The following is a 12,082-nucleotide window of genomic DNA, read 5'->3' as shown; positions in this document are numbered from 1 at the left end:
AGACGATGAAAATAAAGAATATCATATTATTCGCATCTGCCGCCGCCGTGATGAGCAGCTGTGGAATATACAATAAGTATGAGCGTCCTGATGTCAATGTGGCAGGATTGGTGCGCGATTCAGCAAGTGTGTCCGACACGCTTGCTGTGCGCGACACTGCCAACTTCGGCAACCTGCCATGGCGCAGCGTGTTCACAGATCCGCAACTGCAGTCGCTCATTGAATATGCCCTTGAGCATAATACGAACATGCTCAATGCGGCTCTTAACGTGAAGATGGTCCAGGCGCAACTCACGGCAGCCAAATTGGCTTTTGTCCCGTCTTTCACATTCTCGCCTCAGGGAACAATATCTTCATGGGACGGGAATACCCCAAGTAAGATTTATTCTTTGCCGGTGCAGGCCAGCTGGAGCATAGATCTCTTCGGAAATCTTCTCAATGCCAAGCGCAGCGCACAGATGCAGCTGCTTGCCACCAAGGATTACCAGCTTGTAGTAAAGACAGGAATAATATCGAATGTTGCCAACATGTATTATACGCTGATGATGCTTGACAGGCAATTGGAGATTGTAAACGGTATGGCAGAGCTTACAAAGGACACGTGGCGTATAATGAAACTCCAGAAAGACCTTGGTCGTGTAAACGAGACGGGTGTTCAAAGTGCGGAGTCTAATTATTATTCTGTGTTGTCTCAGGCTGCCGATCTTAAGCGCCAGATACGTGAAACGGAAAACTCGATGTCTCTTCTTCTCGGTCAGCCGGCTCAGACGATTGCCAGAGGGAAACTGGAGAATCAGAGCCTGCCGGCATCTTTCAGTACCGGTATTGCGGTAAGCATGCTTAATAATCGTCCCGACGTGCATTATGCCGAAATGAATCTTGCGTCCTGTTTTTATGATGTGCAGAATGCGCGTTCACGTTTCTATCCGAATATAACTATCAGCGGAAGCGGCGCTTATACCAACAACGGCGGTATGGGAATCGTAAATCCTGGCAAATGGCTTCTCAGCGCAGTGGGCAGTCTTACACAGCCTATTTTTGCCCGTGGTCAGCTTATTGCTGGTTTAAAGGTGGCAAAGGCACAACAGGAACAGGCGTTCAATACATGGCAGAACGCTGTGCTCTCGGCCGGCAGTGAAGTCAGCAATGCCCTTGTGCTTTATAATTCCTCTGCAGAGAAGTCTGTCCTTGACGGAAAGCGTGTCGACGTATTGACAAAGAACGTGGATATGACAAGACAGCTGTTCAATTCAAAGTCGGCTACTTATCTTGAAGTGATTACCGCTCAAAGTAACCTGCTCAATGCGCAGTTGTCTAAGGTCCAGGATGATTTTTATAAAATGCAGGCTGTTGTAAACCTCTATTATGCACTCGGTGGAGGAAGGGATTAACTTCTAAAAAGAAAAGATATGAATAATATAAGTCAGCAAGCGTATGTAGACCCCAAGGCAAGAATCGGAAATAATGTCACTGTTTATCCGTTTGCCTATATAGAGGGTGATGTCGAGATTGGCGACAACTGCATCATATATCCATACGCCAGTATAATGAACGGCACACGTATGGGCCGCGGCAATAAAGTGTTTCAGAACACTGTTTTGGGAGCGGAGCCTCAGGATTTCAACTACAAGGGTGATGCTTCACGACTGGTAATTGGCGATGAGAATATATTCCGTGAGAATGTTGTGATAAACCGTGCCACATATAGTACGGGTGAAACCAGGATAGGCAACCGCAATTTCTTTATGGAAGGCGTACATATCTCTCATGATACAAAAGTGGACGACTATTGCACTTTCGGTTATGGAACAAAGATTGCAGGCGACTGCGAGGTGCGTACAAGTGTAATATTCTCGTCAGGTGTCATTGTAAATCCGAATGTCCGCATTGGAGGGGCTTCAATGTTGACAAGCGGTGTGCGTGTGAGCCGTGATGTTCCTCCTTTTATTGTTGCAACCCATAACCCTGTGGAATATGGAGGTATAAATGACAAGCTTCTCAGGGCTTCAGGTACACCGGAGAAGATTATAGGTCACATTGCAAATGCCTATCGTCTTGTGTTCCATGGGCAGACATCTGTATTTGATGCCATCAACCAGATAAAGGAACAGGTACCGCCGGGGGATGAAGTGAATGCCATTGTCTCATTCCTTGAGAATACCCAGTTGGGAATCATAAGCAAAATCTAAATTTATATCTATTTATTATTAAATTTGACAGGTAGGAAAGGTCTGTGCCGCGAGGTACAGGCCTTTTTTATTGACTGAAGTCCTTTTTCCGCTGTGTAAGTGTCAGTATGATGCTATGCATGGTATTCCTTCGGCTATGACCCTGTCGCGAATACTGTCAAGCTCTTCAGGTGACGCTTTCGCAAGGGTGCCTGTCGGAGTCTCGCGGTCTATTGTATATATCATAACCTCTTCCGGTTTGATTTCCTTAACGGCTGTAATCCATGGGCCTACATATTCTTCTCCCGTGTTGTCGACATCCTTTCCGTCTATTGTCCCTTTCATGAACATGGTCTGTATTACAAGATGACCGTTGAATGATTTCATGCCGTCTATAATTCTATCTAAACAGTATGTGTGTAAAGGTCTGTCTATCTCATTTATGTATGCAGGGTCAACAGTGTCTAATTTGAGGATGTTGTTGTCTGTTTTCATCAATGCGTCATGCACATTTTTTTTATGAATCATTGTGGCGTTGCTGAGTACAGATACTTTCGCGTTTGGAAAATATTTGTCTCTGAGTGCAATGGTATCGTCTATTATTTCCGCGAAATGCGGATGTATTGTCGGCTCTCCGTTTCCTGCAAAAGTGATTACATCCGGTGAAAGCCCGTCTGCGGTCATGGCTTTGAGTTTTTCTTCCAGAGCCGTTGCCACTTGTTCACGAGAAGGAAGTCCTTGCTTGGGGCGGTGATCCTTATTGAAACCGCATTCGCAGTATATACAGTCAAACGTGCAGCTTTTACCGTCCGGAGGAAGAAGATTTACGCCAAGCGAAACACCGAGACGCCGGCTGTGTACGGGGCCGAATATCGGTGACGGATAAATAACAGTGCTCATAAGTTATCGAATGTTTTTGTTGTATTGTGTAATTTTCAATTATTTCATACAGTCCGATGCAAAGGTAATATAATTTTGTGATTAAACAAATAATCTACTGTTTCTTATACAGGAGTTGTCGGCTTTAAGAATGAATGCCACTGCGTTTGAATATTTGAAATATTCTATTATTAATGTGCGGTTAATACTTGTTAAAAGAGTTGCCTGTTCGTGGATTTTTTTGTTACTTTGCAACAAATTAGGTGTATTACATCCGTTAGTAAATGGGAAAAAAAAGAAAAACTGCCGGCCATCGTCATGGTTTGCAGATGATAACATTGTGTATCAGTACGACGATGGTGCTTATTTTATTGGGTATTGTGGTGTTCTCTGTTCTTATGGCCCGCAATCTTTCGGCTTATGTTAAGGAAAACCTCACCGTGACAGTAATGCTGAGTGATACGATGACTGTTAATAAGACGAACAAACTTTGCCGCAGTCTTTATAAAAGACCATATACCCGCCACATAGACTACATAAGTAAAAAGCAGGCTCAAAAGGAGCAGGCTGAGGCTATGGGATCTGATCCGTCGGAGTTTCTTGGTTTCAATCCTTTTTCCGCAACATTTGAAATACAGTTGAAATCCGATTATGCAAACTGTGATTCCTTGAAATGGATTTCATCCGAATTGCGTAAGATTCCGGATGTGACGGATGTGGCTTATCAGGAAGACCTTATGGACAAAGTCAACGATAATCTGAACAAGTTGAACATCATTTTGCTCGTTCTTGCCGTACTTCTTACCTGTGTGTCGTTCTCACTTATAAACAATACGGTCAGGCTGAGCATATATTCGCGCCGTTTTGCCATACATACAATGAAGCTTGTTGGGGCGTCATGGGGATTTATCCGTCGGCCGTTCATCCGTAATGCCGTTGGAGTAGGTGTGGTTGCCGCTTTCTTGGCATGTGTCGTGCTTGGTGCCGGCATATATGTGCTGGTTGGGTATGAGCCAAATATGCTTATGGTGGTTACTTGGGAAGAACTTGCCGTTACCGGTGCTTCGGTATTTGCCTTTGGCATTGTCATCACGCTGTTGTGCTCTTATTTTTCGGTGAACAGGTTTCTTAAAATGAAGGCCGGTGACCTTTATAAAATATAATTCGGCTATATGGTATGTATGGCTGTGGAAATATGCATTGGAGTGAATTGTTAAACGTAAATATAATTGATTTTAAATAACATGGACAAAAGAAATTTAGCATTCGACAGAGTTAACTATATCCTGTTGGCGGCAGGTATGGCGATTGTAGTTTTAGGATTTATCCTGATGAGCGGTCCAGGCTCTACCGACACCGTTTATAATCCAGATGTTTTTAGTGTGCGGAGGATAAAGGTTGCTCCGGTGGTATGTCTTTTTGGATTTGTATCAATGGTGTATGCCATATTGCGTAAACCGAAGAACGATGTCCATATTGAAGATACAGACATTAAGAAAAACGGAACACAGACGGAAGAATAGGCAATTATGAGTTGGTTTGAAGCATTGATTCTCGGTCTTGTTCAGGGACTGACTGAATATTTGCCGGTAAGCAGCAGCGGGCATTTGGCCATTGGTTCATATCTTTTCGGGATAGAAGGAGAGGATAATCTTGCATTTACGGTACTTGTGCATGTGGCTACGGTTCTCAGTACCCTTGTGATATTGTGGAGTGAGATTAGCTGGATATTCAGAGGATTGTTCAAGTTTGAGCTTAACGATGAGACAAGATATGCGTTAAATATTATAATTTCTATGATACCGGTGGGTATTGTAGGAGTATTTTTTAAGGATACGGTAGAGGAGATCTTCGGTTCCGGCCTTCTTATTGTGGGATGTATGCTTCTTGTTACTGCCGCTTTGCTTACTTTTTCCTATTATGCAAGACCGCGTACAAAGGAAAAGATAGGATGGAAAGACGCTTTTGTGATAGGTGTTGCACAGGCTTGCGCCGTTCTTCCCGGACTTTCCCGTTCCGGCAGTACCATTGCCACGGGCCTGCTTTTAGGGAATAGAAAAGAAAAACTTGCCCAGTTCTCATTTCTGATGGTGATACCTCCTATTCTCGGTGAGGCTTTGCTTGATGTAATAAAAGGCTTTAAGGGTGAGGCCGCTTTCGGAGGCATTGATACATTACCCCTTGTGGTTGGTTTTTTTGCCGCATTTGTATCAGGGTGCCTTGCATGTAAATGGATGATAAACATCGTGAAGAAAGGCAAACTGGTATATTTCGGTATTTATTGTGCTGTTGCCGGTGTCGCTACCATAATCTTCTCATTTTTATAAATATTCCTGTTTTATATGAACTTCACAGAAGGAGAGATAATATGTCTTGACAAGCCCTATCGTATGTCGAGTTTCGGCGCGTTGGCAAGGGTGAGGTATCTTTTATCGCAGCGCTTAGGGGTTAAACGCCTTAAAACAGGTCATGCCGGAACGTTGGATCCTCTTGCCACCGGTGTGCTGTTGCTTTGCACAGGGAAGAAGACAAAGGAAATAGAGAATCTTCAGTATCACACAAAAGAATATACAGCCACATTGCAGCTTGGTGCGACTACTCCCAGTTTCGACTGTGAGCACACGGTAGACTTTACTTATCCTACTGCCCATATAACCCGTGAGCTGATAGAGGATACGCTGCCGCGGTTTATGGGAGAGATACAGCAGGTGCCGCCTTCATATTCAGCCTGTAAGATTGGCGGTCACAGAGCTTATAAGCTGATGCGTTCGGGTCATGACGTTGAGTTGAAGCCCAAGACCTTGCGGATAGACGAGATAGAGCTTACAGGATTCTCACGTGAGAAAATGCAGATGAGCATAAGGGTTGTATGTGGAAAAGGCACATATATACGTGCTTTGGCGAGAGATATCGGTGTGGCTCTTGGCAGTGGCGCATTTCTCACTTCGTTGTGTCGTACGCGGCTTGGTGACATACGTGTGGAAGACTGTGTCAGTCTTGACGGGTTTTCCGATTGGCTTGATATGCAGACTATAGAAGATAAAATTTAATAAAGAAGACTGATTTATATATGAAATTATCACAATTTAGATTCAAGTTGCCTGACACACAGGTGGCTCTGGAGCCTTCTTTCCGTGCTTTTGATAATCCGGACGGAACGATAGATAAGATTTACCGTCGTGATGAATGCCGTCTGATGGTTGTTCACCGCAAGAGCGGGACAATCGAAATGTTTAAGAAAGACGATGAAGGCAACGAGATAAAGGATGCGGACGGAAATTCTGTTTATATGGGATTCCGTGATGTGGTTAACTATTTCGATGATGGTGATGTCTTCATATTCAATGATACAAAGGTGTTCCCGGCACGTCTTTATGGCACAAAGGAGAAGACCGATGCGAAGATTGAGGTCTTTCTGTTACGCGAGCTTAATGAGGAACTTCGTCTTTGGGACGTGCTCGTTGAGCCGGCCAGAAAGATACGCATAGGCAACAAGCTTTTCTTTGACGAGGACGGACCGATGGTGGCAGAGGTTATAGATAATACGACGAGCCGAGGCCGCACATTGCGCTTTCTGTATGATTGTCCGCATGAAGAGTTTAAACGTGAGCTTTTTGCTCTTGGTGAGGCTCCTTTACCACGTTATATAGTTGACCGCCGTCCTGCAACGCCTGATGATATGGAGAATTTCCAGACAATCTTTGCAAGGAATGAAGGAGCTGTCACCGCTCCGGCGACAGGGCTTCATTTCAGTCGCGAGCTGATGAAGATAATGGAGATACGCGGTATCAATTTCGCATTTATCACGGTTCATTGCGGGCTTGGTAATTTTGAGCCTATAGAGGTTGAGGATCTTACAAAGCATAAGATGAATTCAGAGCAGATGAATGTAGGTGCGGAAGCCTGCAGGATAGTGAATGAGGCAAAGTCTTCCGAGCATCGTGTATGTGCGGTAGGGGTGAGCACCATGCGGGCCACAGAGACAGCCGTAGGTACAGACGGGCTTCTTAAGGAATTTGACGGATGGACAAACAAGTTTATTTTCCCTCCTTATGATTTCGGTATGGCAAACTGTATGGTTACAAATTTTTATCATCCGGAGTCTACAATGCTTATGACAACAGCAGCATTCGGTGGATATGATATAGTCATGGAGGCATACGATATGGCTGTAAAGAACGGTTATATGTTCGGCTGCTATGGTGATGCCCTGTTGATATTGAATGACTGATGCACAAAGTTTATTTGGGCCTGGGTTCTAATCTTGGCAACAAGGAGGCTAATATCTGCAATGCAATAGAAAGAATAGAAGAGTTGATTGGTGTTGTTGAACGCCGGTCAACTCTTTTTGTCACTAAGCCGTGGGGATTCGATTCTGAAAATATGTTTGTCAATGCAGCCGTATGTTGTGTCACAGATAAGTCTCCGCATGATATTCTCAGTATTACTCAGAAGATAGAAAGGGAGTTAGGCAGGACTTCAAAATCCATTGAAGGACACTATGATGACCGGCTGATAGATATAGACATATTGCTTTATGATGATATTGTGGTGGATGAGCCGGAATTGAAGATACCCCATCCTCTGATGTATGAGCGTGATTTTGTCATGTTGCCGTTAAAGGAGATTGGCGGTGTGTGACGTTGTATGGCAGATGATATTGATACATGAAAGATAAATATAGTATGTAGTATGAAGAAAGATTTTTTATTGGCTGCCATTGTTTCTCTTTTAATCGGTATGGCCGTGACCGCCGTTATTGTCGTATGTTATAATGCGGCGGAATTATTTGTGACGGAAATGGGATTGTCAAATAGTACCAATCCAGAAGACGACGGGCTTGAGTTATCGGAAAATAAGGTCTTGAATTCTGAGGCAAATGCAGACAATGCCAGGAAAACGGATTCCGGTTTTGATAAAAAGAACGGTTCCGCAGATAAAGATGCCGGAAGCACTTCCGGAAATGTTGATGTTGTCGGATGGTTTTCGGGACTGTTTGACAACCTTAAAACACTTTTAGGCATTAATCCTAATATATTGGTGGATGGCGAAGTTGATAAAGAGATCATCCTGCCGTTGCCGAAGAGGCATTTCCCACCGGAATATTCGGATATGGGCACATCTGTATTATGGGCCGTTGAGGATGTCAAGGTTAATCCTTATTCGAAACTTCCACCTGATTCCGTGGCTTGGGGAGAAACAGAGCCAAAGACTTTTTATACACCCTCAAACTATCTCTATGCCATTCCTGATGCCGACGGAGAGTTTAAGTGCAAGTATATAGGTATGCGAATCAATGCGACGAAATATGATTTGGCCCGTGTGAAAAACTATAAACTGTGGCGTATGCCCACGAAAGAGGAGGTTGATGAGCTGTTGAGAGTTTCGGAATTCCATCCGGCAAAATATAAGCATGACTACGCTCTGCTCAAAAGCCGCAGAACGGGAAAGATGATAACAGTGCGGAATGGATTCTATTGGACTGCCAATGCGTGTGTGGGCGACTCGGAGAGAGCTTATTGTTTTCAGGTTGACACCCTCGCAAAGAAGATAAGGCTTGGGAAGATGTTGCGTTATCGTGCTGCCTATATCAGACCGGTGATGGACAGGAAAATCGTGGACAAGATAGAAAGGGATAAACTTAGAAAATCATACGGTAAATATATAGATATTTAGGATATAAAAAATCCCGTATATCGTATGATATGCGGGATTTGAATTTCCTAAGCAAAGAGTCTCGTTATTATTTGCGGAGACCCAGAGCCTTGATGATGGCACGGTAGCGATTGATGTCGCGGTCGTACAGATAGTTAAGCAAAGCACGACGCTTACCTACCAACTGAGTCAAAGCTCTTGCTGTAGTATAATCTTTACGGTTCTGCTTGAGATGTTCCGTCAAATGGGAAATACGGTATGAGAACAATGCTATCTGGCTTTCTGCTGAACCAGTATCAGTGTTGGACTTTCCGTATTGTCCAAAGATCTCTTGTTTTTTTGCTTGATCTAAATACATAGATGTTGTTAATTAATTAAATGTTGTTTTGTAAAAATCCGGCTGCAAAGGTACACATAATAATTCATATACTATTAATATATGTATATAAACCGAGTGATATTTAACTATTTTTTTTATTTACAGGTTCGTAATGTGTGAAATAGTTTGTTTTTTGTGATTAACATTTGCTGCTTTTATGCGTATATATATCGAAGTCATAAGTAGAATATGCCAATGTTTTCCGTTGGATGCCGTTTCGGCAGTTAGGTTTTTCCCTTATTAGAGGGAATGTGCCGTATTTGTTATTATGGTTTTTAGTTAAGACTTTGTATATAAGAAAATGCCTGTTGCATGTGAATGTGGCAGGCATTGCCTTTTTATTGGGAGAGGATATGCCGGAGCATGGAGTAGTTTTCTTGAAAACAACATTATTGTTGCTGTTTGGAAATCAATGTCATGTGTAAATCCTAAAAGAGGTATTAAACGCGGTGATATTTCAACTTTTATTTGTAACTTTGCACCCGTTTTTAAGATAATTATCAATGCAAAACATCAGAAACATAGCGATTATTGCCCACGTTGACCATGGTAAGACAACACTTGTGGACAAAATGATGTTGGCCGGAAACCTTTTCCGTGACGGACAGGATCTTAGCGGCCAAGTACTGGACAGCAACGATTTGGAGCGCGAACGAGGCATAACCATCCTTTCCAAAAACGTTTCAATAGATTGGAAAGGAGTAAAGATAAACATTATTGATACTCCCGGGCACTCCGATTTCGGAGGTGAGGTGGAGCGTGTGCTCAACATGGCGGACGGGTGTCTTTTGCTTGTCGATGCGTTTGAAGGCCCTATGCCGCAGACACGTTTCGTACTGCAGAAAGCACTCCAGATAGGACTCAAGCCAATCGTGGTGGTGAATAAGGTGGATAAGCCGAACTGCCGTCCGGAGGAAGTCTATGAAATGGTGTTTGACCTTATGTTTTCGCTCAATGCAACAGAAGACCAGTTGGATTTTCCTGTTGTCTACGGTTCTGCAAAGAACGGGTGGATGAGCGAGGACTATAGGAACCCGACTGATGACATAACATATCTTCTCGATAAGATTGTGGAGGTCATTCCCGCACCGAAAATGTTAGAAGGTACTCCCCAGATGCTTATAACGTCACTTGACTATTCAAGCTATACTGGCCGTATTGCCGTGGGACGTGTTCATCGCGGTACTTTGCGTGACGGAATGAATGTCACCATAGTCCATCGTGACGGAACAAAGGAGAAGACAAGAATAAAGGAACTTCATACTTTTGACGGCATGGGACATTCCAAGACTGCCGAGGTCGGCAGTGGGGATATATGTGCCGTTATAGGTCTTGAGCGTTTTGAGATTGGTGATACTATCTGTGATTTCGAGAATCCTGAGCCCCTTCCCACCATTGCCATCGATGAACCGACGATGAGTATGTTGTTTACTATCAACGATTCTCCGTTTTTCGGCCGCGAAGGCAAGTATGTGACAAGCCGCCATATCAACGACCGTCTTGTCAAGGAGCTTGAGAAGAACCTTGCCCTGCGTGTTCGCCCGTTTGAGGATTACACCGACAAATGGATTGTCAGTGGCCGTGGTGTGCTTCATCTGTCAGTGCTTATAGAGACGATGAGGCGTGAAGGATATGAGTTGCAGGTCGGTCAGCCTCAGGTTATTTATAAGGAGATTGACGGGGTTAAGTGTGAGCCTATAGAGGAGCTTACGATTAATGTTCCGGAAGAGTTTGCCAGCAAGATGATTGATATGGTGACGCGCCGTAAGGGTGAGATGACTTCAATGGAGAGCCAGGCAGAGCGCGTGAACATTGAGTTCAGCGTCCCTTCACGTGGTATTATTGGTTTGCGTACCAACGTTCTCACTGCCAGTCAGGGTGAGGCTATAATGGCTCACCGTTTCAAGGAGTATCAGCCATATAAGGGAGACATCACCCGCCGTGTCAACGGTTCGATGATTGCCATGGAGACAGGCACTTCGTTTGCCTACTCGATAGATAAGCTTCAGGATCGGGGCAAGTTCTTTATAGACCCGGGTGAAGAAGTTTATTTTGGTGAAGTTGTGGGTGAACATGTCCATGACAACGACCTTGTTATTAATGTTACCAAGGCCAAGCAGCTTACCAATACGCGTGCCAGCGGTTCTGATGACAAGGCAAGAATTGTTCCGCGTACGGTATTGTCTCTTGAAGAGGCTCTGGAGTATATAAAGGAGGACGAGCTTGTAGAGGTTACTCCTAAGAGCATGCGCATGCGTAAGATTATTCTCGACCACAACGAACGTAAGAAGGCAAACAAAGAATAATGTCTTTGTGCCCGGTGCCGTATGTCGCGGTTTTTATGGGGAGCGATAGTATTCAAACAAGTTTGATATTGCTCGTGAAAAAGGCTGTTCCTACCTGTGGATGGTTCATGACAAACCCTTTCACGGATTAAGGATATTGATATCCTTAATCCGTGAAAGGGTTTAATATTAGAATTACTAAGATATTATCCGGAAATCAGATGCTTTCCGGGTAAACCATATTGTCGTCGGTGATACAGTCAAGGACTTCCGTAACATATTTCCCTGCTTCCCACCGTGCCATCGGCAGGTCATGAAGCAGCCAGTTGCCGCAGTCTTCCGGTGCCGCACCAGGAATATCACCGTCAAATCCGGCCACGAAGCTGAATGTGCGCTTCATCAGTTCCACAATATCGCGGCTTTCATAGTCGCCTCGTATTAGCAGATAGTTTCCGGTGAGGCATCCCATCGGGCCCCAATATACGATGCGGTCTTTCCATTCCGCATCATTCCGCAGGTATGTGGCTGCAAGATGTTCGATGGTGTGGAGTGCTCCGGGATGCAGTGCCGGTTCACGGTTAGGCTCTTTCATTCTTATGTCGAATGTTGTCACTGTGTCGTTGCCTATGTTGTCTTTGCGTGAAACGTAGATTCCTCTCAGCAACTTGTTGTGATTTATAGTGAAGCTTGGTATCTTGTTCATATTTGCTTATTAT

The 12,082-nt window shown here is 44.1% G+C and carries 13 protein-coding genes; 10 read left to right on the top strand and 3 right to left on the bottom strand.

Annotated elements, in window-relative coordinates; translation table 11 throughout:
- Nucleotides 1-5 precede the first annotated feature (5 nt).
- Both HPS56_RS05810 and lpxA read left to right on the top strand, forming a co-directional pair.
- Nucleotides 6-1,391, top strand: coding sequence for an efflux transporter outer membrane subunit (locus HPS56_RS05810; RefSeq protein ID WP_172275221.1), 1,386 nt, complete (start codon nucleotides 6-8; stop codon nucleotides 1,389-1,391).
- An 18-nt stretch (nucleotides 1,392-1,409) separates the two neighbouring features.
- Nucleotides 1,410-2,189: an acyl-ACP--UDP-N-acetylglucosamine O-acyltransferase gene (gene lpxA / locus HPS56_RS05805; protein ID WP_172275220.1), complete on the top strand. Its 780-nt coding sequence runs from the start codon at nucleotides 1,410-1,412 to the stop codon at nucleotides 2,187-2,189.
- 102 nt (nucleotides 2,190-2,291) lie between these two features.
- Here the strand turns inward: lpxA and HPS56_RS05800 are convergent, their stop codons facing one another.
- Complete coding sequence (locus HPS56_RS05800; protein WP_172275219.1) at nucleotides 2,292-3,068, bottom strand: radical SAM protein; 777 nt, start codon at nucleotides 3,066-3,068, stop codon at nucleotides 2,292-2,294.
- A gap of 263 nt (nucleotides 3,069-3,331) precedes the next feature.
- Between HPS56_RS05800 and HPS56_RS05795 the strand changes: the two genes are divergently transcribed.
- The 7 genes from HPS56_RS05795 (at nucleotide 3,332) to HPS56_RS05765 (ending at nucleotide 8,723) form a co-directional block, all read left to right on the top strand.
- Nucleotides 3,332-4,210 carry a cell division protein FtsX gene (locus HPS56_RS05795; RefSeq protein ID WP_172275218.1) on the top strand — a complete coding sequence of 293 codons (879 nt, stop codon included), beginning with the start codon at nucleotides 3,332-3,334 and terminating at the stop codon, nucleotides 4,208-4,210.
- Between the two features lie 81 nt (nucleotides 4,211-4,291).
- Nucleotides 4,292-4,570, top strand: a complete 279-nt coding sequence (locus HPS56_RS05790; protein ID WP_172275217.1) for a DUF3098 domain-containing protein — start codon at nucleotides 4,292-4,294, stop codon at nucleotides 4,568-4,570.
- Nucleotides 4,571-4,576: 6 nt separating this feature from the next.
- Nucleotides 4,577-5,374, top strand: a complete 798-nt coding sequence (locus HPS56_RS05785; protein WP_172275216.1) for an undecaprenyl-diphosphate phosphatase — start codon at nucleotides 4,577-4,579, stop codon at nucleotides 5,372-5,374.
- A gap of 15 nt (nucleotides 5,375-5,389) precedes the next feature.
- Entirely contained in the window at nucleotides 5,390-6,097 is a 708-nt protein-coding gene (gene truB / locus HPS56_RS05780; RefSeq protein WP_172275215.1) for a tRNA pseudouridine(55) synthase TruB, read from the top strand.
- Between the two features lie 20 nt (nucleotides 6,098-6,117).
- Nucleotides 6,118-7,278 (top strand): tRNA preQ1(34) S-adenosylmethionine ribosyltransferase-isomerase QueA, encoded by a 1,161-nt coding sequence (gene queA / locus HPS56_RS05775; protein ID WP_172275214.1) that lies wholly within the window; start codon nucleotides 6,118-6,120, stop codon nucleotides 7,276-7,278.
- Nucleotides 7,278-7,688, top strand: a complete 411-nt coding sequence (folK, locus tag HPS56_RS05770; RefSeq protein WP_172275213.1) for a 2-amino-4-hydroxy-6-hydroxymethyldihydropteridine diphosphokinase — start codon at nucleotides 7,278-7,280, stop codon at nucleotides 7,686-7,688. Before queA ends, folK begins: the two co-directional genes overlap by 1 nt.
- 51 nt (nucleotides 7,689-7,739) lie before the next feature.
- Nucleotides 7,740-8,723: an Lcl C-terminal domain-containing protein gene (locus tag HPS56_RS05765; protein ID WP_172275212.1), complete on the top strand. Its 984-nt coding sequence runs from the start codon at nucleotides 7,740-7,742 to the stop codon at nucleotides 8,721-8,723.
- Between the two features lie 67 nt (nucleotides 8,724-8,790).
- Here HPS56_RS05765 and rpsO read toward each other — a convergent pair whose 3' ends face one another.
- The gene (rpsO, locus tag HPS56_RS05760) at nucleotides 8,791-9,060 is read right to left on the bottom strand and encodes a 30S ribosomal protein S15 (RefSeq protein WP_172275211.1); all 270 of its coding nucleotides are present in this window, start codon (nucleotides 9,058-9,060) and stop codon (nucleotides 8,791-8,793) included.
- 524 nt (nucleotides 9,061-9,584) lie between these two features.
- On the opposite strand from rpsO, the gene typA reads away from it, so the two are divergent.
- Nucleotides 9,585-11,387: a translational GTPase TypA gene (gene typA / locus HPS56_RS05755; protein WP_172275210.1), complete on the top strand. Its 1,803-nt coding sequence runs from the start codon at nucleotides 9,585-9,587 to the stop codon at nucleotides 11,385-11,387.
- A gap of 196 nt (nucleotides 11,388-11,583) precedes the next feature.
- Here the strand turns inward: typA and HPS56_RS05750 are convergent, their stop codons facing one another.
- Complete coding sequence (locus tag HPS56_RS05750) at nucleotides 11,584-12,069, bottom strand: S-ribosylhomocysteine lyase (RefSeq protein ID WP_172275209.1); 486 nt, start codon at nucleotides 12,067-12,069, stop codon at nucleotides 11,584-11,586.
- Nucleotides 12,070-12,082 lie beyond the last annotated feature (13 nt).

Source organism: Xylanibacter muris, from assembly GCF_013166605.1.
GTDB classification, from domain to species: domain Bacteria; phylum Bacteroidota; class Bacteroidia; order Bacteroidales; family Bacteroidaceae; genus Prevotella; species Prevotella muris.
This window is presented reverse-complemented; position numbering and strand designations above follow the sequence as displayed.

What these genes read in the sequence shown, in the direction of transcription:
- typA (WP_172275210.1), top strand. Translation starts at nt 9,585, where the DNA reads ATGCAAAACATCAGAAACATAGCGATTATTGCCCACGTTGACCATGGT.
- HPS56_RS05795 (WP_172275218.1), top strand. Translation starts at nt 3,332, where the DNA reads ATGGGAAAAAAAAGAAAAACTGCCGGCCATCGTCATGGTTTGCAGATG.
- folK (WP_172275213.1), top strand. Translation starts at nt 7,278, where the DNA reads ATGCACAAAGTTTATTTGGGCCTGGGTTCTAATCTTGGCAACAAGGAG.
- truB (WP_172275215.1), top strand. Translation starts at nt 5,390, where the DNA reads ATGAACTTCACAGAAGGAGAGATAATATGTCTTGACAAGCCCTATCGT.
- queA (WP_172275214.1), top strand. Translation starts at nt 6,118, where the DNA reads ATGAAATTATCACAATTTAGATTCAAGTTGCCTGACACACAGGTGGCT.
- HPS56_RS05765 (WP_172275212.1), top strand. Translation starts at nt 7,740, where the DNA reads ATGAAGAAAGATTTTTTATTGGCTGCCATTGTTTCTCTTTTAATCGGT.
- HPS56_RS05800 (WP_172275219.1), bottom strand. Translation starts at nt 3,068, where the DNA reads ATGAGCACTGTTATTTATCCGTCACCGATATTCGGCCCCGTACACAGC.
- lpxA (WP_172275220.1), top strand. Translation starts at nt 1,410, where the DNA reads ATGAATAATATAAGTCAGCAAGCGTATGTAGACCCCAAGGCAAGAATC.
- HPS56_RS05790 (WP_172275217.1), top strand. Translation starts at nt 4,292, where the DNA reads ATGGACAAAAGAAATTTAGCATTCGACAGAGTTAACTATATCCTGTTG.
- HPS56_RS05810 (WP_172275221.1), top strand. Translation starts at nt 6, where the DNA reads ATGAAAATAAAGAATATCATATTATTCGCATCTGCCGCCGCCGTGATG.
- HPS56_RS05750 (WP_172275209.1), bottom strand. Translation starts at nt 12,069, where the DNA reads ATGAACAAGATACCAAGCTTCACTATAAATCACAACAAGTTGCTGAGA.
- HPS56_RS05785 (WP_172275216.1), top strand. Translation starts at nt 4,577, where the DNA reads ATGAGTTGGTTTGAAGCATTGATTCTCGGTCTTGTTCAGGGACTGACT.
- rpsO (WP_172275211.1), bottom strand. Translation starts at nt 9,060, where the DNA reads ATGTATTTAGATCAAGCAAAAAAACAAGAGATCTTTGGACAATACGGA.